Origin of the sequence: Sphingobium sp. IP1 (genome assembly GCF_002708645.1) — a bacterium.
GTDB lineage: Bacteria > Pseudomonadota > Alphaproteobacteria > Sphingomonadales > Sphingomonadaceae > Sphingobium > Sphingobium yanoikuyae.
Genome location: NZ_NOIW01000024.1, coordinates 34,176 through 57,133, shown reverse-complemented (window position 1 = coordinate 57,133; position 22,958 = coordinate 34,176). Strand labels below are relative to the sequence as shown.

General features: G+C 65.6%; 17 protein-coding genes and 2 tRNA genes. 9 read left to right on the top strand and 10 right to left on the bottom strand.

Features of this window, described 5'->3' with window-relative positions; all coding sequences use genetic code 11:
* From CG471_RS10920 to gpmA, 8 genes are all read right to left on the bottom strand, one after another.
* Positions 1-435 (bottom strand): DUF3035 domain-containing protein, encoded by a 435-nt coding sequence (locus tag CG471_RS10920; RefSeq protein WP_004212371.1) that lies wholly within the window; start codon positions 433-435, stop codon positions 1-3.
* The gene (gene lspA / locus CG471_RS10915) at positions 435-947 is read right to left on the bottom strand and encodes a signal peptidase II (protein WP_004212370.1); all 513 of its coding nucleotides are present in this window, start codon (positions 945-947) and stop codon (positions 435-437) included. The genes CG471_RS10920 and lspA overlap by 1 nt, the downstream gene beginning before the upstream one ends.
* Positions 944-3,775, bottom strand: coding sequence for an isoleucine--tRNA ligase (gene ileS / locus CG471_RS10910; RefSeq protein WP_099231890.1), 2,832 nt, complete (start codon positions 3,773-3,775; stop codon positions 944-946). The genes lspA and ileS overlap by 4 nt, the downstream gene beginning before the upstream one ends.
* Before the next feature lie 146 nt (positions 3,776-3,921).
* Entirely contained in the window at positions 3,922-4,848 is a 927-nt protein-coding gene (locus CG471_RS10905) for a bifunctional riboflavin kinase/FAD synthetase (protein ID WP_099231889.1), read from the bottom strand.
* Between the two features lie 137 nt (positions 4,849-4,985).
* Positions 4,986-5,480: a dihydrofolate reductase gene (locus CG471_RS10900; RefSeq protein WP_099231888.1), complete on the bottom strand. Its 495-nt coding sequence runs from the start codon at positions 5,478-5,480 to the stop codon at positions 4,986-4,988.
* A gap of 127 nt (positions 5,481-5,607) precedes the next feature.
* A complete protein-coding gene (locus tag CG471_RS10895) occupies positions 5,608-6,678 on the bottom strand; it encodes a 5-(carboxyamino)imidazole ribonucleotide synthase (RefSeq protein ID WP_099231887.1) in 1,071 nt (356 codons plus the stop codon).
* Between the two features lie 8 nt (positions 6,679-6,686).
* Positions 6,687-7,175, bottom strand: a complete 489-nt coding sequence (purE, locus tag CG471_RS10890; protein WP_099231886.1) for a 5-(carboxyamino)imidazole ribonucleotide mutase — start codon at positions 7,173-7,175, stop codon at positions 6,687-6,689.
* A gap of 108 nt (positions 7,176-7,283) precedes the next feature.
* Positions 7,284-7,970, bottom strand: coding sequence for a 2,3-diphosphoglycerate-dependent phosphoglycerate mutase (gpmA, locus tag CG471_RS10885; RefSeq protein ID WP_004212364.1), 687 nt, complete (start codon positions 7,968-7,970; stop codon positions 7,284-7,286).
* A 154-nt stretch (positions 7,971-8,124) separates the two neighbouring features.
* Here gpmA and sppA point away from each other — a divergent pair, with 154 nt between their 5' ends.
* Positions 8,125-10,008, top strand: a complete 1,884-nt coding sequence (gene sppA / locus CG471_RS10880; RefSeq protein ID WP_099231885.1) for a signal peptide peptidase SppA — start codon at positions 8,125-8,127, stop codon at positions 10,006-10,008.
* A 10-nt stretch (positions 10,009-10,018) separates the two neighbouring features.
* Here the strand turns inward: sppA and mutL are convergent, their stop codons facing one another.
* The gene (mutL, locus tag CG471_RS10875) at positions 10,019-11,833 is read right to left on the bottom strand and encodes a DNA mismatch repair endonuclease MutL (protein ID WP_004212360.1); all 1,815 of its coding nucleotides are present in this window, start codon (positions 11,831-11,833) and stop codon (positions 10,019-10,021) included.
* Between the two features lie 134 nt (positions 11,834-11,967).
* Between mutL and CG471_RS10870 the strand changes: the two genes are divergently transcribed.
* The 7 genes from CG471_RS10870 (at position 11,968) to CG471_RS10840 (ending at position 18,016) form a co-directional block, all read left to right on the top strand.
* Positions 11,968-13,014, top strand: coding sequence for a rod shape-determining protein (locus CG471_RS10870; protein ID WP_004212359.1), 1,047 nt, complete (start codon positions 11,968-11,970; stop codon positions 13,012-13,014).
* A 17-nt stretch (positions 13,015-13,031) separates the two neighbouring features.
* Positions 13,032-13,952: a rod shape-determining protein MreC gene (mreC, locus tag CG471_RS10865; protein ID WP_004212358.1), complete on the top strand. Its 921-nt coding sequence runs from the start codon at positions 13,032-13,034 to the stop codon at positions 13,950-13,952.
* Positions 13,949-14,476 carry a rod shape-determining protein MreD gene (mreD, locus tag CG471_RS10860; RefSeq protein WP_004212357.1) on the top strand — a complete coding sequence of 176 codons (528 nt, stop codon included), beginning with the start codon at positions 13,949-13,951 and terminating at the stop codon, positions 14,474-14,476. Before mreC ends, mreD begins: the two co-directional genes overlap by 4 nt.
* Positions 14,473-16,572 carry a penicillin-binding protein 2 gene (gene mrdA / locus CG471_RS10855; protein ID WP_099231884.1) on the top strand — a complete coding sequence of 700 codons (2,100 nt, stop codon included), beginning with the start codon at positions 14,473-14,475 and terminating at the stop codon, positions 16,570-16,572. The genes mreD and mrdA overlap by 4 nt, the downstream gene beginning before the upstream one ends.
* Positions 16,572-17,684, top strand: a complete 1,113-nt coding sequence (gene rodA, locus CG471_RS10850) for a rod shape-determining protein RodA (protein WP_017499258.1) — start codon at positions 16,572-16,574, stop codon at positions 17,682-17,684. The genes mrdA and rodA overlap by 1 nt, the downstream gene beginning before the upstream one ends.
* Before the next feature lie 121 nt (positions 17,685-17,805).
* Positions 17,806-17,881: transfer RNA gene (locus CG471_RS10845), tRNA-Lys, on the top strand.
* 59 nt (positions 17,882-17,940) lie between these two features.
* Positions 17,941-18,016: transfer RNA gene (locus tag CG471_RS10840), tRNA-Lys, on the top strand.
* 176 nt (positions 18,017-18,192) lie between these two features.
* Here CG471_RS10840 and CG471_RS10835 read toward each other — a convergent pair.
* The gene (locus CG471_RS10835) at positions 18,193-21,198 is read right to left on the bottom strand and encodes a TonB-dependent receptor domain-containing protein (RefSeq protein ID WP_099231883.1); all 3,006 of its coding nucleotides are present in this window, start codon (positions 21,196-21,198) and stop codon (positions 18,193-18,195) included.
* A gap of 364 nt (positions 21,199-21,562) precedes the next feature.
* Here CG471_RS10835 and CG471_RS10830 point away from each other — a divergent pair, with 364 nt between their 5' ends.
* Positions 21,563-22,942: an MFS transporter gene (locus tag CG471_RS10830; protein ID WP_099231902.1), complete on the top strand. Its 1,380-nt coding sequence runs from the start codon at positions 21,563-21,565 to the stop codon at positions 22,940-22,942.
* Positions 22,943-22,958 lie beyond the last annotated feature (16 nt).

Here is a 22,958-nt window from a genome sequence, read left to right as displayed (position 1 = left end):
TTATTGCTGCGGCGGGGTCGTCTGCGTGCCGGTGGCGGCGCGGGCGTCCTGGCCGTCGCCTTCGGGCGCAGCGATGATGTCGCGGGTGGTGGCGCCCTTGTCGACCACTTCGGTACCCGGATCACCTGCCTGCGAGCGGATGCCGGCGGCGGCCGTGCCACGGCCGGCCGAGTTCAGCGCCGCGCTTTCCGATGCGCTGCGCGGGGCCGGACCGCCGAACAGCGCTTCCTGCGCGGCGCGGCTCGAATCGACCGTGGCAGCAGCCGGGGTGCCCGGCGCGGGCGGAACCAGCGCGAAATCGGGCGGCACGACCAGCGGCGCCTGGCGCGTCACAGCGAACTCGTCGGGACGGCCACGATTGAGCAGGCCGTTACCACCGCCGCCGCACGCCGACAGGGTTGCAACAAGGCCGGCGGCGAGGATCAGTTTACGCATTACTTCAGGGTCTCCGTCTTTGCGCCCTTCTCGCGCAGCAGCAGCGCCCGCGCAAGCAGGATCAGCACGCCGAACGTGATGGCCGCGTCGGCCAGGTTGAAAATCAGGAAGGGGCGCCATTCGCCGAAATGCAGGTCGGCATAGTCGACGACATAGCCCAGCCGCATCCGGTCGACGATATTGCCGATCGCGCCACCCAGCACCAGGCCGAGCGCCGCGACGTCCGACCGCGCCTTTTCGCGCCACATCCACACCCCCACGAAGCCGGCGATCAACATGGTCATGCCGACCAGCATCCAGCGCATCGTGTCGTTGTCGGCATGGAAGAAGCCCATCGACACGCCGCGATTTTCCAGCCAGCGCAGGCGGAAGAAGGGCAGTATCTCGATCCCCGCATCCGCCCGGCTCTGCAGCGCGAGCGGATAGGTGACGGTATATTTGACCAGTTGGTCGAGCGCGAGGGTGACGATCGCGACCGTCAGCCCCAGCGGGCGATGGTTGATGGCACTCATGCCTTCAACACCTCATCACAGCGATTGCACAGCGTGCCATCTTCCTCGACCTCGGGCAGCAGGCGCCAGCAGCGGCCGCACTTGTGCCACTCGCTGGGCTTGACGATGATGCCGTCGCCCACGCCCATCTCGATCCGGGCGACGATGGCGATTTCGGCGAAGTTCACACCGTCGCTGGGCAGCATTTCGCCCATGGTGACATCGGCCTCCAGGCTGGAGCGGATCACCTTCTCGCGGCGGAAGGGCTCGATCGCCTCGTTGACCTGCTCGCGCTGGTCGCGCAGCTCCGCCCATTTGTCGTTCAGATGATTGTCGATCCAGCGATGGTCGACCTCCGGCCATTCCAGGAAATGGACGCTATCCTGGTCACTTGGGAAGCGGCTCTGCCATACTTCCTCAGCGGTGAAGGGGATGATCGGCGCGACATAGCGGACCAGCGCATGGAACAACGTATCCAGCAAGGTGCGATAGGCGCGACGCTTGGGATCCGACTTCGCATCGCAATAGAGGCAATCCTTGCGGATATCGAAGAAGAAGGCGCTGAGGTCGCTGTTCGCGAAATCGAAGATCGCGCGGGTGTAGCGGCTGAATTCCAGCCAGTTCTCGCTCTTCGCCGCCTTGTCGACCACCGCGCGCAGTTCCGCGTCGAGCTGGGCCAGACGGTGGAGCATATAGCGCTCCAGCTCCGGCATCTCGGCGTAGGACACCGCCTCGCTCTCATCATAGTCGGACAGGGCGCCGAGCATGTAGCGGAAGGTGTTGCGCAGCTTGCGATAGGCGTCGGACGAGCCGGCCAGCACTTCCTTGCCGATGCGGACGTCATCGAAATAGTCGGTGCTGGCGACCCAGACGCGCAGGATGTCGGCGCCGCTTTCGGCCATGATCTTGAGCGGATCGACGACATTGCCAAGGCTCTTGGACATTTTCTTGCCCGAGCCGTCGAGCGCGAAGCCATGGGTCAGCACCGCCTTGTAGGGCGCCTGACCGCGGGTGCCGCAGCTTTCCAGCAGCGAGGACTGGAACCAGCCGCGATGCTGGTCCGACCCTTCGATATAGAGGTCGGCGCGCGTGCCCTCGCCATAGCGGCCCTCGACCACGAAACTGTGGGTCGAGCCGCTGTCGAACCAGACGTCGAGAATGTCGTTCACGACCTCATAGTCATTGAGGTCATAATCGGGGCCGAGCAGCGCCTGATGATCGGCGCCGAACCAGGCGTCGGCACCAGCGCCCTTGAACGCCTCGATGATGCGGGCATTGACTGCCGGATCAACAAGATAATCGCCAGTCTTGCGATGAACATAGAGCGCGATCGGCACGCCCCAGGCGCGCTGGCGGCTGATCACCCAGTCGGGGCGCCCCTCCACCATCGAGCGGATGCGGTTGGTCGAACGCTCCGGCACCCAGCGCGTATGCTCGATCGCGTCGAGCGCGACTTCACGCAGGGTCGGACCGTTGCTGCTGACGATCGGGGTCGGCATCACGCCGCCATCGACATCGGCCACCACGCCGTCCTGCGGCTTGTCCATCGGGATGAACCATTGCGGGGTGCAGCGGAAGATGATCTTCGCCTTGGAGCGCCAGCTATGCGGATAGCTGTGCTTGAAATCGTCCGACGCGGCGAGCAGCGCACCCGCTTCACGCAAATCGGTGCAGATCGGGCCATCCTTGCCGACGAACTTGGGGTTGATGACCGAGCCCTGCCCGCCCAGCCACAGCCAGTCGGCGCGATACTTCCCGTCACCCTCGACCGCGAAGACGGGGTTCAGGCCGTTCGCCTTGCACAGCGCGAAATCGTCTTCGCCATGGTCGGGCGCCATATGGACAAGGCCGGTGCCCGCATCGGTCGTGACGAAATCGCCCGCGAGGAACGGACGCGGCTTGGCAAAGAAGCCGCCGAGCGCGTGCATCGGGTGACGCGCGACGGCGCCGGCGAACAATTCTTTGCCCGGCGCCCATTCGGAGCGTTCAGTAACTTCAATGCCGGTCCGCGCAATGAAGGATTCCGCCAACTCCTTCGCGACAACATATTTCCGGTCTGCGACCAGAATTACATATTGGATGTCTTCTCCGTACGCGAGCGCTTGATTTACCGGGATCGTCCACGGCGTCGTGGTCCAAATGACGGCATAAGCACCAACCAAACCCTCGAGCCGCGCTTCCACGATCTCGAACGCCACGTCGATCTGGGTCGAGGTGATGTCCTCATATTCCACTTCCGCCTCGGCCAGCGCGGTCTTTTCGACCGGGGACCACATGACGGGCTTGGCGCCGCGATAGAGCTGGCCGCTTTCCGCGAACTTCAGCAGCTCGCCGACGATCGTCGCTTCGGCGTCGAACTTCATGGTGAGATAGGGATCGGCCCAGTCGCCCATCACGCCCAGGCGCTTGAACTGCTCCTTCTGCACGTCCACCCATTTGTCGGCATAGGCGCGACACTGGGCGCGGAACTCGGACGCGGGCACCTCGTCCTTGTTCAGCTTCTTCTTGCGATATTCCTCCTCGATCTTCCATTCGATCGGCAGGCCGTGGCAGTCCCAGCCGGGGACATAGGGCGCATCCTTGCCGAGCAGCGACTGGCTGCGGACGATGATGTCCTTCAGCACCTTGTTCATCGCATGGCCCATATGGATGTCGCCATTGGCGTAGGGCGGGCCGTCATGCAGGATGAAGCGTTCGCGGCCGGCGCGCTTCTCGCGCAGCTTGCCGTAAAGGTCCATCGCCGCCCAGCGCGCGGCAATCGCCGGTTCCTTCTGCGCGAGGCCGGCCTTCATCGGGAAGTCGGTGACGGGAAGGAAGACGGTGCTTTTATAATCGGGCTGGTCGGTCATATGGGGTCCGGCAAATTAAGCAAATCCGTTCGTCCTGAGTAGCCATTGAGCGAAGTCGAAATGGCGTATCGAAGGATGAATGCTTCGATACGGGTCTTCGACAGGCTCAGCCCCTACTCAGCACGAACGGGTGAGGTCAGGGGGCATTAAGCGAGGTAAGGCGTTCCCGCAAGGATTTGCCGTGCGTCGTCGCAGTCGCGTGCGATCTGCGCGATCAGCGGGTCGAGGCCATCATATTTCGCCTCCGGCCGGAGATAGTGGATCAGCTGCACTTCGATGCTCTGGTCGTAGAGGCTTTCGGCGAAATCGAAGAAATGCGGCTCCAGCAGCAGCTTGGGCGGATCGAAGGTCGGGCGAATGCCGAGATTGGCGGCGCCGTCTAGCACCCGGCCATCGGCCAGCAGCCCGCGCACGGCATAGATGCCGAACGCCGGGCGCAGATAGGGGCCAAGGTCGATATTGGCGGTCGGGAAGCCGATGGTGCGGCCCAGCTTGTCGCCGTGCTGGACCATGCCCTGGATCGTGAAGGGGCGCGTCAGCAGGCGGGTGGCGGTGGCGCAATCACCGGCTTGCAATGCGGCGCGGATGCGGCTGGAGCTGATAACTCCCTCCGCGTCCATGACCGGTGCGACCGCTTCGGCCGGCAGGCCCAGTTCGCCGAAGCTGGCGATGGTGCCGCTGCGACCCTTGCCGAAGGTAAAATCCTCGCCCGTGACGACGGCGGCGACGCCCAGTTGCTCCATCAGCAGGCGGACATAGCCGGCCGGGTCAAGCGCGGCGAGTTCACGGGTGAAGTCGAACACCAGCATCGCGTCGGCGCCGGCGGCGGCGAACAGCGCCTGGCGCTGGTCCAGCGTGGTCAGGCGGAAGGGTGGTGTATCGGGTTGGAACAGACGCATGGGATGGGGATCGAAGGTGGCGACGATCGCCGGCCGCCCCTCCGCCCGCGCACGCGCGATCGCGCGGCAGACCACCGCCTGATGGCCGGCATGAAAGCCGTCGAAATTGCCAAGCGCCATGACGCCGCCGCGCAGATGCGCAGGGATCGGGGCATTGCTGGTAAGCCGCTCCATGGCCGGGGCTATAGGGTGACACACAGGGCGTGGCAATTGGCGATCATGTCCACACATCCCTGTCGTCATTGCGAGCGTAGCGAAGCAATCCACCGGCGCCCATGGATTGCTTCGCTGCGCTCGCAATGACGGAAGATTTACGGGCGACGGCCGAACGTCACGAAGCTGTAGGCCGGGCGCCCGTCCAGCGCGGGATGATCCGCGCGCGCCGTTTCGCGCCAGTCCGCCGGATCGGGATAGCCGATATGGGTGTCACCTTCGGCGTCAACATGCACCTCGGTCAGTTCGATCCGGTCCGCATGGTCGAGGAACAGGCGATAGATTTCCGCGCCGCCGATCACCATCAGCACCGACGCGTCGGCCAGTGCGATCGCGGCATCGACATCATGGGCGACCTCCGCCCCCTCGCCCGTCCAGTCCCGGTCGCGGGTCAGCACGATATGGCGACGGCCGGGCAGCAGGCCGGGCAGGCTGTCGAACGTCTTGCGCCCCATCAGCATCGGATGGCCAGAGGTCAGCGCCTTGAAATGTTTGAGGTCAGCCGGCAACCGCCAGGGCAGGTCGCCATCCCGGCCGATCACGCCATTGTCGGCGCGGGCCAGGATCAGGACGATGTCGGGCTGCTCGCTCATGATCGCGCTTCCTCCGCCAAAAAATCTCGTCATTCCCGCGCAGGCGGGAATCCATCACCGAACCAAGGCAATGGGGCGAACCCGCGAGATGGATCCCCGCCTGCGCGGGGATGACGAGGTAAATAGATTAAAGCGACAACCGCGTCACATGCCCCATCTTGCGGCCCGGACGCGCCTCATGCTTGCCATAGAGGTGGAGATGATTTTCCGGGTCGGACAGGATCGCCAGCCATTCCGCCGCATCGTCGCCGATCAGGTTGCGCATCTCGACCTGCCGGGCGGCCAGGCCCGTATCGCCGAGCGGCAGGCCACAGATCGCGCGGACATGGTTCTCGAACTGGCTGGTGAGCGCACCCTCGGTCGTCCAGTGGCCACTATTATGGACGCGCGGCGCCATTTCGTTGAACACCGGGCCATCGGCACTGGCGAAGAATTCCAGCGTCAGCACGCCGACATAGTCGAGCGCATCGGCCACCTGCTTGGCGAGCGCACGGGCGGCGGGCAACTGCCCCTCGATCAGCGAACCGGCCGGCACGGTCGAGGTGGCGAGGATGCCGTCGACATGGACGTTGGCGGCCGAATCCCAGAAGCGCACCGCGCCGTCGGCACCACGCACCAGGATCACCGAATATTCCTGATCGAAGGTCACGAAGCCTTCGAGGATCGCGGGCTGGCGCTGAATCGCATTCCAGGCGCCGACCGCGTCGCCCGGCTCGTTGATCCGGGCCTGGCCCTTGCCGTCATAGCCCATGCGGTTGGTCTTGAGGATCGCGCGGCTGCCGATCGTCTCGATCGCGGTTTCCAGGTCGTCCAGGCTGTCGACCGGCGCGAACGGCGCGGTCAGGCCGCCCAGATCGGCGACGAAGCGCTTTTCGGCGAGGCGATCCTGCGCGATGCGCAGCGCGCCGGCGCCGGGGCGGACCAGCCCATGGCTCGCCAGCACCTCGACCGCCGACGGATCGATATTCTCGAACTCATAGGTGACGACGTCCACGCCCTCGGCAAAGGCGGCGAGCGCGGCGGCATCCTCATAGGCGCCCTGGGTCCAGCTCGGCGAGACATCGGCGGCGGGACCGCTTTCCTCGGGCGCGTAGATATGGGTGCGATAGCCAAGCTGGGCCGCGGCCATGGCGATCATCCGGCCGAGCTGGCCGCCGCCAAGGATACCGATGGTGGCGCCGGGGGCAATGGTCGTCATGATCGGGATCAGTCCTCGACGGTTTCGGCGACGGCGTCGGTCTGGCGCGCACGCCATTCGTCCAGCCGCTGCGCCAGAGCATCGTCATGCGTCGCCAGGATCGACGCGGCGAGCAGGCCGGCATTGATCGCGCCGGGCTTGCCGATCGCCAGCGTGCCGACCGGGATGCCGCCGGGCATCTGGACGATGGAGAGCAGCGAATCCATGCCCTTCAAGGCCTTGGACTCCACCGGCACGCCCAGCACCGGCAGGCGGGTCATCGATGCGGCCATGCCGGGCAGATGGGCGGCCCCGCCGGCACCGGCGATGATGACCTTGAGGCCCCGGCCGGCTGCGCTGGTGGCATAATCATAGAGGCGCTGCGGGGTGCGATGGGCGGACACGACCTTGCACTCATGGGCGACGCCCAGCGCTTCCAGCGTCTCGGCGGCATGACGCATCGTCTCCCAGTCGGAGCGCGAGCCCATGATGATGCCGACTTCCACTGCCCCGCTCATAAATCGCTTCCCCTGATGGGGCGGCCCACCGGCCTGCCCGGAAAGCAAAGCCCCTTAGCGGCCGGGCCGCCAAGGGGCAATGTGGTTTTCCGTATCGGCTGGGCCGAATTACCGTTCCGACAGATAATAGCGATCGGTCGCGGTCAGATCGTCGGCCAGCTCATAGACGATCGGCTGGCCGGTCGGGATTTCCAGCTCGGTGATCTCGTCGTCGGGAATGTTCGACAGATGCTTGACCAGCGCGCGCAGCGAATTGCCATGGGCGGAGATCAGCACCCGCTTGCCGGCGCGCAGTTCGGGGGCGATGCGACCTTCCCAATAGGGCAGCACGCGGGCGATCGTGTCCTTCAGGCTCTCGGTCGAGGGGATGGCGATGCCGTCATAGCGGCGGTCCTTCGACAGGTCGAACTCGCTGCCCGCTTCCAGCACCGGCGGCGGAATGTCGAAGCTGCGGCGCCAGATCTTGACCTGATCGTCGCCATGCTTGGCCGCGGTCTCGGCCTTGTTGAGGCCGGTGAGGCCGCCATAATGGCGCTCATTGAGGCGCCAGTCCTTCTCGACCGGCAGCCACAGCCGGGTCATTTCCTCCAGCGCCAGGTTCAGCGTCTTGATCGCGCGGGTCTGGAGCGAGGTGAAGCACTGGTCGAAATCCAGCCCCTTTTCCTTCATCAGCCGGCCAGCGGCGCGCGCCTCTTCCGCGCCCTTTTCTGTCACGTCGACATCCCACCAGCCGGTGAAGCGGTTTTCCAGGTTCCAGGTCGACTGACCATGGCGGATGAGGACGAGCGTGGGCATCGGGCGTGTCTCCTGCACGATAGGGGCGAAAGATGCGCCTGCCATAGCGGGCAAAATTATGGGCGCAAGCTTGTCGCGGGTCAGGACAAGCCCACATTGCAGTCAAACCGGCGATGCGATAGCTCGGGACGACCAACGGAAAAGGAACGGCGATTTGGCATTTGTGAAGGGCGCGTGGCGCATCCTGGTCGCGATCAAGGACGGACTGGTGCTCCTGTTCCTCCTGCTCTTCTTCGGGCTGCTCTATGCCGCCCTGTCCTTCTCGCCCAAGCCGGCCAAGCCGATCGGCAGCGGCGCGCTGCTGCTGGATCTGGATGGCTCGATCGTCGAGCAGCCGGCGGAGGTCAGCGCCACCGCCATCCTGTCGGGCTCGGGCGATCAGGCGAAGGAATATCGCCTGTCCGACATATTGACCGCGCTCGACGCCGCCCGCACCGACGACAAGGTGAAGGCGGTCGTGCTCGACCTCGACGATTTCACCGGCGGCGGCCAGGTCGCCATCGCCCGCGTCGGCAAGGCGCTGGACGCGGTGCGCGCCGCCAAGAAGCCAGTCTTCGCCTTTGCCACCCTCTATAGCGACGACAGCTATCAGCTCGCCGCCCATGCCAGCGAAGCCTGGGTCGATCCGATGGGCGGCGTCGCCATCGCCGGACGCGGCGGCTCCGGCCTCTATTACAAGGGGCTGATCGACAAGCTGGGCGTCAACACCCATGTCTATCGCGTCGGCACCTACAAAAGCTTCGTCGAACCCTATATCCGCGCCGACCAGTCGCCCGCCGCCAAGCAGGCCAATCAGGAACTGGCCGGCGCGCTTTGGCAGAACTGGCAGGACGACGTGACCAGGGCGCGGCCCAAGGCGAAGATTGCGGCCTATGCAGCGGATCCCGCCGCCGCCGCCAGCGCTGCCGGCGGCGACATGGCCAAGGCTGCGCTGACCGCCGGGCTGGTCGACCATCTGGGCGATCAGGACGCCTTTGAAGAGCGCGTCGCCAAGGTCGCGGGCGATCCGTCCGACAAGGACGACACCGACTATGCCGCGATCGACTATGCCGCCTATGTGAAGGCCAGGAAGCCCGCCAATGACGGGCAGATCGGCGTCCTCACCGTGGCCGGCGACATTGTCGATGGCGAGGCCGGCCCCGGCACGGCGGCGGGCGACACGATTTCCGACCTGTTGCTCAAGGCGCTGGACGAGAAGGACTTGAAGGCCCTGGTCGTCCGCGTCGATTCGCCGGGCGGATCGGTGCAGGCGTCGGAGAAGATCCGCCGCGCCATCATGGAGGCCAAGTCCGGCGGCCTGCCGATCGTCGTGTCGATGGGCAATGTCGCGGCAAGCGGCGGCTATTGGGTCTCGACCCCGGCCGACATCGTCTTTGCCGAACCCGATACCATCACCGGATCGATCGGCGTGTTCGGCATCATCCCGAGCTTCGAGGGCACGCTGGCCAAGATGGGCATCACCACCGACGGCGTGCGCACCACGCCTTTGTCGGGCCAGCCCGACATCGCCGGCGGCACCACGCCGCAATTCGACCAGATCATGCAGATGGGGGTCGAGGATATCTATCGCCGCTTCGTCGGCCTGGTTGCGCAGGCCCGGCACAAGACGCCGGCGCAGATCGACACCATCGCCCAGGGCCGCGTCTGGGACGGCGGCACCGCCCGGCAGATCGGCCTGGTCGACCGGTTCGGCGACCTCAACGACGCGATCGCCGAGGCCGCACGCCGCGCCAAGATCGATCCGGCCAAGGCCAAGCCCTACTGGATCGAGAAGCAGCCGGACAAGTTCGCCGAGTTCATCCAGTCGATCGCCGACCGCGAGAAGGACGATGCCGGCGCCCCGCGCGATCTGATCGGCCGCGAGGCGAAGCTGCAGCAGCGCTGGGCGCTGCAGGCCGTCGCCGATGTGCGCGGACTGGTCAGCGGCGCGGGCGTGCGCGCCGACTGCCTGGAATGCCGCGGCTATGGCGCGCCCAGGCCCGCAAGCCAGGCGGATGCGCGCGGATGGTTGGCATTACTGGGGACAGCCTGGCACTGACGCCAGGCCGTCACTTCCGCCCGAACAATTTCTCTATATCGCCATGGCCGAGCTTCACCCAGGTGGGCCGGCCATGGTTGCATTGGCCCGAGCGCGGGGTCACTTCCATTTCGCGCAGCAGGGCGTTCATTTCCGCGACGCTGAGGATACGGCCGGCACGGACCGAGCCGTGGCAGGCCATGGTCGCGGCGACCAGATCGAGCCGTTCCTTGAGCGACAGCGCGCTGTCATAGGCGGCAAGATCGTCGGCAAGGTCGGAGACCAGCCCCTGCACATCGCCCTGCCCCAGCATCGCCGGGGTCGCGCGCACCAGCATGGCCGAGGGACCGAAGCGCTCCAGTTCCAGGCCGAATTCCTTGAGTTCGGCGACCCGAGCCTCCAGCCGGTCGCAGGCCGGCTCATCCAGTTCCACCACCTCGGGCAGCAGAAGTGCCTGCGACGCGACACCCTGCCCCTCCATCGCGCGGCGCATCCGTTCCAGGGTCAGCCGCTCATGCGCGGCATGCTGGTCGACGATGACAAGGCCATCCTCGGCCTCGGCGACGATATAGGTGCGGGCAACCTGACCGCGGGCGACGCCCAGCGGGAAGCTGTGCCCTTCGGGTGCGGGCGCAGCGGCAGGTTCGGCCCGCGCCTGGGGCGGCGGGGTCAGGAAATTCGGCCGCCGATCCCCGACGCCCTGATAGCCAGCGGGCGAGGATGGCGCGAACTGGCTGTAGCTGGGCGGCGCATAGGGCGTGGCGGCCGCCTCGAAAATCGGCATGGCACCGATCGGCGTGGGCGACAGCGGTTCGGGCCGCCAGGCGTTGAGCGCGGCGGGATCGGCATGCTGCACGGCGCGAAAACCCTCCGCATCGAGCGCACGGCGCAGGCCCGAGACGATCATGCCGCGAATCAGCGCCGGGTCGCGGAAACGCACCTCGGTCTTGGCGGGATGGACATTGACGTCCACCTCCAGCGGCGGGACGTCGAGGAACAGGGCGACCACCGGATGGCGATCGCGCGCCAGCATGTCGGCATAGGCGCCGCGCAGTGCGCCGATCAGCAGCCGGTCGCGGACCGGGCGGCCATTGACGAACAGATATTGATGATCGCCAACGCCCCGATTGTAGGTCGGCAGCGAGGCGACGCCGGAAAGCTGCACTCCGTCCCGCTCCAGGCTGACGATGACATGATTGTCGGCAAGCTGCCGGTCGGTGAGCGCGGCGACCCGCTCCTCCCGCGCCTCGCCCGCCTGCACGCCCAGCACGCGGCGGCCGTCATGCTCGACCGAGAAGGCGACCGACGGATGGGCCATGGCGAGGCGGCGCATGACGTCGAGGCAGGCGGCATATTCCGACTTGGCCGAGCGCAGGAATTTGCGCCGCGCCGGCACCCTGGCGAAGAGCTGGTCGACGGTGACGCGGGTGCCGGGCGGCAGTGCGGCCGGCCCTTCGGCCACCAGCACGCCATTGTCGACGGTGCGGTTCCAGCCGTCGGCGCCGCGCGGCCGGCTGTCGATCGACAGGCGCGCAACCGAGGCGATCGAGGGCAGCGCCTCGCCCCGGAAACCCAGCGTCGCGACATTCTCGATCGCGTCGTCAGGCATTTTGGATGTGGCATGGCGCTCCAGCGCCAGGGCCATGTCCTGCGAATCCATGCCACAGCCGTCATCGCTGACCTCGATCCGGTCGAGCCCGCCGCTCGACAGGCGCACGGCGATGCGCGTCGCGCCGGCATCCAGCGCGTTTTCGACGATTTCCTTGAGCGCGCTGGCGGGTCTTTCGACCACTTCGCCTGCGGCAATGCGATTGACCAGATGTTCGGGCAGACGGCGTATTGACATTGATTAGTGACTAGCCCAAGCGAGCGCTTTCCGCGAGCCGCGACCCCAAAAATATTCCAGCATAGATTTGGGCGGGACGGAGCGCGGACACGAACACTGCCGTCCCGGCGCAACCGGGCGAAACAGGATGAAGCATGTCGATCTTCTCGCGCCTCTTCAAATTTTCCTCCCAGGACATGGCCATCGACCTGGGTACCGCCAACACCGTGGTCTATGTCCGTGGCCGCGGCATCGTCCTCAATGAACCTTCCGTGGTCGCGGTCGAGACGCTGAACGGCGTCAAGCGCGTCAAGGCGGTCGGCGACGATGCCAAGCTGATGATGGGCAAGACCCCGGATTCGATCGAGGCGATCCGCCCGCTGCGCGACGGCGTCATCGCCGACATCGACGTGGCCGAGCAGATGATCAAGCACTTCATCAACAAGGTGCATGGCGGCAAGCACAGCCCCTGGCGCGCGCCCGAGATCGTGATCTGCGTGCCGTCGGGTTCGACCAGCGTCGAGCGCCGCGCCATCCGCGACGCCGCCAGCAATGCCGGCGCCAGCCAGGTGTTCCTGATCGAGGAACCGATGGCCGCCGCGATCGGCGCCGACATGCCCGTGACCGAGCCGATCGGCTCGATGGTCGTCGACATTGGCGGTGGCACGACCGAAGTCGCCGTGCTGTCGCTGCGCGGCCTCGCCTACACCACCTCGGTCCGCGTCGGCGGCGACAAGATGGACGAGGCGATCGTCAGCTTCGTGCGTCGCCACCATAATCTGCTGATCGGCGAAGCCACTGCCGAGCGCATCAAGAAGCAGTTCGGCGTCGCTCAGCCGCCCGAGGACGGCGTCGGCGAGACGATCCACATCAAGGGTCGCGACCTCGTCAACGGCGTGCCCAAGGAAATCAGCATCAACCAGGGCCAGATCGCCGACGCACTGGCCGAGCCGATCAGCACGATCGTCGAAGGCGTCCGCATCGCCCTGGAAAATACCGCGCCCGAACTGGCGGCCGACATTGTCGATCAGGGCATCGTCCTGACCGGCGGCGGCGCGCTGCTCAAGGGCCTGGACGATGAACTGCGCGACGAGACCGGCCTGCCGGTCACCATCGCGGAAGATCCGCTGACCTGCGTCGCGATCGGCACCGGCCGCGCGATGGAGGATCCGATCTTCCGGGGCGTGTTGCAGACTGCCTGATCCGGGGGACATAGACGATGGCGCGGCCACCCAGCCGACGCCCCGGTCATAACCGGAAGGCGCAATATAGCCTCTTCGCCAGCTATGTGGTGGCAATGGCCGGGGCAGCGATCGCGCTGCTCCTGATCGTTGTCGCCATCTTCGATCCGACCGGCTTTGCTGCGATCCGGACAGGGACGGCGGAAATCACCCGCCCCCTGTCCACCGGCATGAAGCGGACGGTGAGCGGCGTCAGCTCGATCGACGAGGTTCTGGCCGCCTATTGGCGCGCCGGTTCCCAGAATGTCGGCTTGCGCCGTCAAGTCGAGGCCGATCGCAACCGGATCATCGAGGCGAAGGGCATCGCGCAGGAAAATGCGCGGCTCAAGAAGCTGCTGAAGCTGGTCGATGTCGACAGCAGCGCCCTGCTGTCGGCGCGCCTCATCAGCTCGTCCGCCAGCAGCGCGCGTCGCTTCGCCCGGCTCAATGCCGGCAGCTGGCAGGGGGTGCGTCCGGGCATGCCGGTGCGCGCGGCCGAGGGGCTGATCGGCCGCGTCCACACGACTACGCCCAACACCGCCGAAGTGCTGCTGCTGACCGACACGAGCAATATCGTGCCGGTGCGCCGCGCCAACGACAATGTCCCCGCCATTTCCACCGGCGGCGGCGACGGATCGCTGGAGATCCGCGCGCTGGCGGCCGGTCGCAACCCATTCAAGCCGGGCGACCTGCTGGTGACGTCGGGTATTGGCGGCATCTTCCAGCCCAATATCCCGGTCGCCGTGGTCGTCCGCGTCCAGGGCGAGATCGCCTATGGCGTGCCGCTCGCCAACCCGACCAAGGTCGATGCCGTGGTGGTGGAGCGCGCCTTCGAGCAGATCGTGACCCGCCCCGATCCGGGCGTGGCCGCGACCAGCGACCCCAATGGCCTAGCCGCCGGGAACGCCGCGACGCCATGATCGATCGCAATCTGCCGCCGGTTCCCCGCCTGGGCCGCCATCCGTCGCGCTGGCGCCTGGCGGGAACGCCGGTGGTGACCGTGATGCTGGGGTCGATGCTGACGATCCTGCCCGTCATCGCCCAGTCGCCGGCGATGCCGCCCTTCGGCCTGCTGATCCTGCTGGCCTGGCGGCTGCTGCGCCCGGAATTGTGGCGCGCCTGGGTCGGCCTGCCGCTCGGCCTGTTCGACGACATGATGAGCGGCCAGCCGATCGGCTCCGCCATGTTCCTGTGGACCGTGATGCTGATCGGCATCGACGCGATCGAGCATCGGCTCGTCTGGCGCAGCTATCGTCAGGACTGGTTAATCGCGACCATGGCGATTATCTTCTGCCTGGCCGGCGGCGTCTTCTTTGCGCGAATTACCGGCGGAGGTCCTGTGAAACTGTTGCTGGTCGCGCCCCAAATGCTCTGGACGATATTGCTCTTTCCCTTCGTCGTCCGGCAATGTGCCCGGATCGACCGCTGGCGCGTGATGGCATGAAATTCCCGACGCCCAAGCGCAAGATCGTCACCGAAGCCACCCAGAGTTTCACCTTCAGCCGCCGGGCCATGGTGGTCGGCGGGCTGCAGGGCGCGATCGGCGCGCTGCTGGTCGGCCGCATGGGCTGGATCAGCATTGCCGAGAACGAGAAATATCAGCTCCTGTCGGAAAGCAATCGCGTCAACCTGACGCTGATCCCGCCCCGGCGCGGCTGGATCGTCGATCGCAACGGCCGGCCGCTGGCCAATAACCGCACCGATTTCCGCGTCGACCTGATCCCGCAGCGGATCGTCGATGCCGAGGCGACGGTGGGCCATCTGGCGCAACTCCTCTCGCTCCAGCCCGACGATGTCGATCGGATCAAGGAGGAACTGGACAAGTCGGCCGGCTTCCGCCCGGTCCAGGTCGCCGACAAGCTGACCTATGACCAGTTCGCCGCCGTCTCCGTCCGCCTGACCGACCTGCCGGGCGTCGCGCCGAGCCAGGGCTTTTCGCGCCATTATCCCGCCGGTGCCACGGTCGGCCATCTGCTCGGCTATGTCGGCGCGGCGACCGCGGAAGACTATAAGAAGCGCAAGGACCCGCTGCTCATCACGCCGGGCTTCAAGGTCGGCAAGGACGGGCTGGAGCGCGCCTATGACGAGCATCTGACCGGCAAGCCCGGCGCCAAGCGGGTGGAAGTCACCGCGCGCGGCAAGATCGTGCGCGAATTGACGACGCGGCCCGACACGCCCGGCAATCCGATCAAGCTGACGATCGACGCGGGCCTGCAGGAATATGCCGGCCGGCGCCTCGCCACCCAGAGCGGCGCGGTGGTGGTGATCGACTGCCATAATGGCGACGTGCTCGCCTGCGCATCGATGCCCAGCTTCGACCCCAACAGCTTTTCCGACGGCATCAGCCATCTGGAATGGGAAATGCTGTCGAAGGACGACCATGTCCCGCTGCGCAACAAGGTGCTGCAGGGCCTCTATCCACCCGGATCGACGGTCAAGCCGATGGTGGCGCTGGCATTGCTGGAGGCGGGCGTATCGCCGGCCGAGACGGTCAGTTGCGGCGGCGCGATCCGCGTCGGCAACACGTTGTTTCACTGCCACAAGAAGCGCGGCCACGGTCCGCTCAACATGCGCGGCGCGATCGCCCAGAGCTGCGACATCTATTTCTACCAGATGGCCCAGCGGATCGGCATGGACCGGATCGCCAGCATGGCCCGGCGCGTCGGCATGGGCCAGCGTTTCGACCTGCCCTTCCCCAGCCAGAGCTATGGCACGGTCCCAGACCCGGCGTGGAAGCTCAAGAAATACAACCAGAAATGGCAGGTATACGACACCGTCAACGCGACCATCGGCCAAGGCTATATGCTGATCAATCCGCTGCAAATGGCGGTGATGGCGGCGCGCCTGGCGACCGGACGGCAGTTGATGCCCAATTTCCTGCATGGTGCGGCCCGGCCCGAACCGGCACTGGTCGGCGTGCCCGAGGAGCATCTGGTGACGATCCGCGACGCGATGAGCGCGGTGGTCAATGGCGGCGGCACCGGCGGTGCGGCGCGCATGAGCATCCCCAATGTGCTGATCGCCGGCAAGACCGGCACGGCGCAGGTGCGTCGCATCACCATGGCGGAGCGCGCCGGCGGCGTGCGCGGCAATGCCGGCCTGCCCTTCAAGCTGCGCGACCACGCCCTGTTCCAGGGCTTCGCACCGTTCGACAATCCTCGCTATGCCATCGCCTGCATCATCGAACATGGCGGCCACACCATCCGCAACGAGGATGCGCCGATGATCGCCAGCGATACCATGTCCTATCTGTTCGATCCGCAGAAAGCGATGGAGAAGCTGGTCACGCTGGAAAAGGGCTGGGGCGGCACCCCGGCCGAACGCCAGGCCCGACAGATGGCCGCCTTCCGCCTGGCCAAGGCGATCGAGAAGGGACAGGCGCCGCCGCCGGCCGCCGCAGCCAATGGCAGCGAGGCCGCCAATGCGACCGCGCCGACCGCCAGCACGCCCGCCGCCAGCACGCCACCACCAGCCCCGTCATCGGCTGAGCCCGATGATGGCGACGACCTGCCCGCGCCCCCCGGCCCTGGAAACCCGTAATGAGCATCATACCCCAGTCCGTCACCGAATTTCCCTGGCGCGTGCTGGGCCTGCTTGCCGCCATCGCCCTGTTCGGGACGCTGGTGCTATACAGCGCCGCGGGTGGCAGCATCACCCCCTGGGCAATCAACCAGGGGGTGCGCTTCGTCATCTTCGCCGTCATGGCGCTGGTGCTGAGCCGCATACCGCTGGAACTGTTCGCCCGCTTTGCCTTCCCCGCCTATGGCGCGGTGCTGGTGTCGCTGGTGCTGGTGGAACTGATCGGCGGCGTTGCCGGTGGCAGCCAGCGCTGGATCAACCTGGGCTTCATGCAGTTGCAGCCGTCGGAATTCATGAAGCCAATCATCGTGCTGGCGGTCGCCCGCTTCTATGCGATGCTGCCAGTGGGGGAAATCCGCCGCTGGAACGCCATCTGGCCCGCGCTGGTGCTGATCGGCGTTCCCTGGGCGCTGGTGCTGGTACAGCCGGATCTGGGCACTGCGACGATGATCCTGGCGGGCGGCATCACCGTCATGTTCCTGGCCGGCCTGCCGCTGCGCCTGTTCATCGGTTCCGGCCTCACCGTCGCCGCGATCATCCCGATCGCCTTCAGCTTCCTGCATGACTATCAGAAGAAGCGCGTCCTGATCTTCATGGACCCGGAAAGCGATCCGCTGGGCGCGGGCTATCATATCAGCCAGTCGAAGATCGCGATCGGCTCCGGCGGCATCTGGGGCAAGGGCTTCCTCCAGGGCACGCAGAGTCATCTCCAATATCTGCCCGAAGGCCATACCGACTTCGTCTTCGCCACCATGGCCGAGGAATGGGGCATGGCCGGCGGCGTGTTCCTGATCGGCGCCTTCATGCTGCTGTTCCGCTGGGGCATCCGCGTGTCGCTGCGCACGCCCGACAAGTTCGCGCGCCTAGTCGCGGCTGGCCTCACCACCACCATCTTCTTCTACATGGCGATCAACCTGATGATGGTCATGGGCCTTGCGCCGGTGGTCGGCATCCCCCTACCCTTCATGTCCTATGGCGGTTCGTCGATGCTGACCGTCATGCTGTGCGTGGGCATCATCATGTCGATCGACCGCTCGACCAAGCGCACCACGCGCATCGGCAACTGGGCCTGAGCAGGCCTCTCGCGAAAAAATTGTGCGATAACGCAATTTACTGTTTGCAGAATCAAATGTGCCTGCTAACAGCCCGCCCACACCGAAGCGATCAGCCACCAAGACTGACCGACAACGGAATGGACGCATAGCTCAGTTGGTAGAGCAGCTGACTCTTAATCAGCGGGTCCTTGGTTCGAGCCCAAGTGCGTCCACCAAATCCTGCATCGGCCTGATGCAGGTTCGATCCCCCAGCGGATCGTTTATAGGCCAGTGTGGACGCATAGCTCAGTTGGTAGAGCAGCTGACTCTTAATCAGCGGGTCCTTGGTTCGAGCCCAAGTGCGTCCACCACCCCCTTCCATCACCAGATGTGACAGCTGACCGCAGATCCCACATCGGGCGTTTTTAGCGGCTGTTAGCGCCAGTCCCTCTAGGACGGCGCGCCCACCCCTCGACACGAAAAAAGCCGCTGAAAACCGGATGATCCGGCCTCCAGCGGCTTGCCCCGAATGGCTCTTCGACTTTTATCAGAATTTGAAGCGGACGCCCGCCGTGAAGGCCCGGCCGATAAAGTCGTAGACCGCGATATTGGTGGGCAGGTTCACGCCCGGCACGGTGCCCGGAATGATCGGCGGTTGCTTGTCGAACAGGTTGTTGACGTTGGCGAACAGCTCGAAATTGCCATTCCCCTGGGGCACGGTGAAGCGCATGGCCAGGTCGGTATACCAGACCGCCTTCACCTTATCGTCGACGAACTGGATCGGCACCGGCCCACCGGGAATATCCAGCCGCATCTTGTGAATATATTGTTCGGACAGGGTGATGCCGAACGGCCCGTTGCTGTAGTCGATCGAGAAATTGCCGCGCCAGCGCGGGAAGCCGGCCGGGTTGCTGCCGACCACGCTGACGCCCGCATAATGGGCGATCGGCGCGCCCGCATATTGCTGGGCATCGAACTTGTCGAGATAGTTCATGTAGAGCCGCAGGCTGAGCGCCCCGTCGCCCATCGCCGTGCGATAGCTGGCGTCGAAATCGATGCCGGCGGTCTTCAGGAAGGCGATGTTGGCCGGCACGATATGCACCAGCGAGGGCAGGCTGGTCGGCGTCGCCCGATCGATCAGGCCGCATTCGGCCACGCCCGATCCGCCCGCATTATAGCAGTTGGTGATGATCTGCTGCGACGAAAGCGTGTCGATCAGGCCAGTGACCTTGATCTTGTAATAGTCGACCGACAGCGAGAAGCCGGGGAAGAAGGACGGCGTGAGCACGCCACCGATCGTCAGCGTCTTGGCCTTTTCCGGCTTCAGATTGGCGTTGCCGCTGGTGACCGTGTTCACATTCTGGTTGAGGCCACTGCCATAGCTGCCATCGGCCGTCTGCAGATCGTTGACGATGCCGATGCCGCTCTGCGCCCCCGAATAAAGTTCGAACAGGTTGGGCGCACGGATGTCGCGCGACAGGGTGGCACGCAGCAACAGGTCGTCGACCGGCTTCCAGGTTGCGCCGACCTTCCAGGTCTCGACCGTGCCCGACGTCGAATAGTCGGTGATGCGGCCCGCGCCGTTGATGCTCAGTTCCCGGAAGAAGGGCTTGTCCTTCAGGATCGGGACCGCCAGTTCGGCATAGGCTTCCTTGACGTTCAGACTGCCATGCGCCGTGCCGACATTGGTCAGCCAGTAGAAGTTGGTGGTGGCCGGCACCCCGCGCAGGCCGGCGAAATAGGCGCTGCGCTCGGCCGCCGTGTCGAGCAGCGAGGGATCGGCATTGCTGGTGAGGTTCAGCGTCTGCTTGCGATATTCCGCGCCGACCGCGAAGTCGACCGGCCCGGCCGGCAGGTCAAACAGACTGCCACTCAGGTTCACCGCAAAGCTGTCCTGACGGATGCTGGCCCGGTAACGCGACGTGCCGGTCGCATAGGCATAGCCTTCGGGCGTCGATTTGGACGGATCGCCATGCAGCACGTCGATCGGCTTGCAGCCCGCATATTGGCTGGCATAGGTCGGATCGAGCAGCACCCGGCAGGTGATCTGGCCGGTGCTGGGATCGACCACCGCGTCCGCCGCCGCATAGAGCTTCTTGCTGTCATAGAGGCCGGAATTGGCCAGGATGTGCTTGGAGTCGCCATGCGAGTAGGTGGCGCTCCAGTCCAGCCCGCCCAGCTTGCCGGTGAAGCCGGCATTGACCATCCAGTAATCGGTCCGCTCCTTGGCGATGGCGGTCGGCTGGCCGGCATCATATTGGCCGACGGTGTAGCTGTCGGTCGCAGACGTCAGCGCCGAATCCAGCGCGGACGACAGATAGGGATTGCCCTTGTAGATGGTGACGCCCTGCGACGAGGGGACGAGCGCGTTCACCTGGGTCGAATATTCCAGGTCCGAGCGCGACCAGCTGCCCTGGACGAAGGCGTTGATGTCGTCGGTCACATCATAGCTCAGCCGCCCGAACGCCTGATAGGTGGTCAGCGGGATGACCGCCGCGCCGGTGGTCGGGATCTGGTAACCGTCGCCCCCCGACTGAAAGCCGGTCGTGCCGACCGCCGTGCCGGTATTGAACGGGCGCGTCGTGCCATCATTGTTGATGACCTGCCCGACATAGGGATTGCCTGCCACGCTGGAGGCGGTGATGCGGCCATTGGGCGCCAGCGCCGAAATCAGGATGTTCGACCCGATCGTATAGGGATTGCGCGCGCCGCCCGGCGCACAGACCGACGCCGGCTCGCTCGCCAGCTTGGTGCAACCCACGACGCTGCCGACATAGCTATAGCCCTTGGTCGCATAGTCGCGATCGCTGCGCAGCATGCCTTCATTGTTGGAATATTCGCCGCTCAGCAGGATATGCCCGCGTCCGCCGGCAAAATCCTGGCCGACTGCCAGGCCGAGGCGCTGGTTGGCATTGTCGCCCTCATCCGAAATACCCGCCTGGGCGACGCCCTTGATGCCGGTGAATTTCTTGTCGAGCACGAAGTTGACGACACCCGCGACCGCGTCAGACCCCCATTGGGCCGAGGCGCCGCCTGTCACCACGTCGACCCGCTGCATCAGCAGCTGCGGCAGGACGTTGGTGTCGATCGTGCCGATATATTCGGTCGGCGACACGCGCATGCCGTCGAACAGGATCAGCGTGCGCAGCGGCCCCTTGGGATTGGCGCTGGGCGTGCCCAGGCCGCGCAGGTTGAGCACATTGCCGTGGATCGGCGCGTTCGAGAAATTCGACGCCGACTTGGAGGGGCTCAGCGAATTGGAGAATTGCGGCAGCTTGTTGAGCGCGTCGGGAATGCTCGACGGCGTCGTGCGCGACAATTCCTCGGTCGTGGCGACCGTCACCGGCGTCGGCGCGGTATAGCCGTCGCGCACGATCCGCGACCCGGTCACGACGATGTCTGATGTGCTGACCGGTGCGCTCGAACCCTGCTCGGCGGCCTGCTCCGGTGCCGGTGCGGGCGGCGCCGCGTCCTGCGCCAGTGCGCTGCCCGTCATCGCGACGATGCTGGCGCCGATCGCCAGCGACGACGCAAAAATCTTGTGCTTGGACATTGGTCTTTCCTCTCCCTGGACGCAATGTGTCGGCTCGTTGGCCCACACCTGTCATTATTATCCCGGTGTGCATTTTTATTTCTATCGCTCCAGCGGTGGATGTCAACTAATTTTGCACCAGTGGTAAATGTTTGATCGAAAAGAATTTGCCCCCTTGCCGCAACGGAAATCCGGCCTTCTTATTAGGGACAGGGGATAAAGCCGCGAAAAGCGGCGCATCATATATTGACCTATGGTGCAAAAATGTGCGTTATGCCGGCAACAGATCGTGCCGCTCCGCGGACCAGGCACGGCGATCAGCATGGAGAAGGTCGGTGTCGAGCCTGCGCAACAGAGAATCGGTGATAATCAGGGCGTTCCGGCGATGAGCGAACCTGCCTTGTCCCTGTCAGCTTCGCCGTCACCCTCCGCGCCGATCGACAGCCCCGCGCCGCCGTCCCCTGCCCCGGCCACCGCCGACTATCCCAGTCCCTTCATGGGCTGGCTCACGGTCGCGATCCTGTTCCTGCTCTATATATTGTCGCTGACCGACCGGAACATCATGGCGCTGATGGTCGGCCCGATCAAACAGGATCTGGGCCTGTCCGACCTGCAGATCAGCCTGCTCCAGGGGCCGGCCTTCGCCGTCCTCTTTTGCCTGTGCGCCATTCCGCTCGGCATGGCGCTCGACCGCTTCAGCCGCCGCATCGTCCTCTATCTGTCGGTCACGGTGTGGAGCATCGCCGCTGCCTCCTGCGGTCTCGCCGGCAGCTTCATCGGCCTTGCCATGGCGCGGGCCGGGGTGGGCGCGGGCGAGTCGGGCTTTGGCACCGGCAGCTATTCGGTCGTCGGCGACAGCTTCCCGCCGCACCGTGTCTCGCTCGCCATGTCGGTCTTCATCATGGGCGGCGTCATGGGCGCGGGCATGGTCTTCCTGCTGGGCGGCCCGATCGTCGGCGCGGCGATGAAGGCCGGCCCTGCCACATGGCCGCTCTTCGGCACGCTCCAGCCCTGGCAGCAGGTGTTCATCATGACCGGCGCGCCCGGCATCCTGCTCGCCTTCCTCGTCTTCCTGTTCCGTGAGCCGCCCCGGCGCAAGGCCGCCAGCAGCGCCGGCTATGGCGAGGCATGGGCCTATATCCGCCAGCACAAGCCGCTCTACACCGCCGCCTTCGTCGGTTTCGGCCTCGCCTATGCCGCCACCATCGGCTTCCAGCTCTGGACCCCGGTCTATCTTGCCCGCGTCCATGGCTGGCAGCCGGCGCAGATCGGCCCGGTGATCGGCATCGCCCAGATCGCTGCCGCCGCGCTGATCCCGCTCCATGGCTGGACCGTCGACCGCCTCTATCGCCGGGGTCGTAAGGACGCGCATCTCTTCTGGTGCCTGATGACGGTGCTGGCCGCCGCCCCGTTCGGCATCGCCGCCTTCCTGGTCGCCAGCCCCTGGGCGACGGTCGCCTGTTACTGGTGCTTCATGGCCCTGATCCTCTCGACCGCCAGCATGGGGCCGGCCACCGTCCAGGTCGTCACCCCCGCCTATCTGCGTGGTCGCGTCTCGGCGCTCTATGTGCTGGCATCCGGCCTCATCGCCATGGCCGGTGGCCCGGCCTTCATCGGCCTCGTCACCGACAAATTGTGGGGCGACGAGATGAAGGTAGGCCTCTCGCTCATCACCAGCGTCTTCTGCGTGCTGCTGCCCGCCGCCCTTCTCTTCGCCCTCGGCCGCGCCTCGATGCGCCGCGCCCATGAAGGGGAGCCGGTCTGACCGGCTGTTTCCGAAA

Bases quoted from the DNA above. Each gene is read 5' to 3' on its own strand.
- purE (WP_099231886.1), bottom strand. From the start codon at position 7,175: ATGAGCGGGGCAGTGGAAGTCGGCATCATCATGGGCTCGCGCTCCGAC.
- mutL (WP_004212360.1), bottom strand. From the start codon at position 11,833: ATGTCAATACGCCGTCTGCCCGAACATCTGGTCAATCGCATTGCCGCA.
- CG471_RS10895 (WP_099231887.1), bottom strand. From the start codon at position 6,678: ATGACGACCATTGCCCCCGGCGCCACCATCGGTATCCTTGGCGGCGGC.
- CG471_RS10835 (WP_099231883.1), bottom strand. From the start codon at position 21,198: ATGTCCAAGCACAAGATTTTTGCGTCGTCGCTGGCGATCGGCGCCAGC.
- CG471_RS10900 (WP_099231888.1), bottom strand. From the start codon at position 5,480: ATGAGCGAGCAGCCCGACATCGTCCTGATCCTGGCCCGCGCCGACAAT.
- CG471_RS10920 (WP_004212371.1), bottom strand. From the start codon at position 435: ATGCGTAAACTGATCCTCGCCGCCGGCCTTGTTGCAACCCTGTCGGCG.
- mreC (WP_004212358.1), top strand. From the start codon at position 13,032: ATGGCGCGGCCACCCAGCCGACGCCCCGGTCATAACCGGAAGGCGCAA.
- lspA (WP_004212370.1), bottom strand. From the start codon at position 947: ATGAGTGCCATCAACCATCGCCCGCTGGGGCTGACGGTCGCGATCGTC.
- gpmA (WP_004212364.1), bottom strand. From the start codon at position 7,970: ATGCCCACGCTCGTCCTCATCCGCCATGGTCAGTCGACCTGGAACCTG.
- mrdA (WP_099231884.1), top strand. From the start codon at position 14,473: ATGAAATTCCCGACGCCCAAGCGCAAGATCGTCACCGAAGCCACCCAG.
- CG471_RS10870 (WP_004212359.1), top strand. From the start codon at position 11,968: ATGTCGATCTTCTCGCGCCTCTTCAAATTTTCCTCCCAGGACATGGCC.
- rodA (WP_017499258.1), top strand. From the start codon at position 16,572: ATGAGCATCATACCCCAGTCCGTCACCGAATTTCCCTGGCGCGTGCTG.
- mreD (WP_004212357.1), top strand. From the start codon at position 13,949: ATGATCGATCGCAATCTGCCGCCGGTTCCCCGCCTGGGCCGCCATCCG.
- CG471_RS10830 (WP_099231902.1), top strand. From the start codon at position 21,563: ATGAGCGAACCTGCCTTGTCCCTGTCAGCTTCGCCGTCACCCTCCGCG.
- CG471_RS10905 (WP_099231889.1), bottom strand. From the start codon at position 4,848: ATGGAGCGGCTTACCAGCAATGCCCCGATCCCTGCGCATCTGCGCGGC.
- ileS (WP_099231890.1), bottom strand. From the start codon at position 3,775: ATGACCGACCAGCCCGATTATAAAAGCACCGTCTTCCTTCCCGTCACC.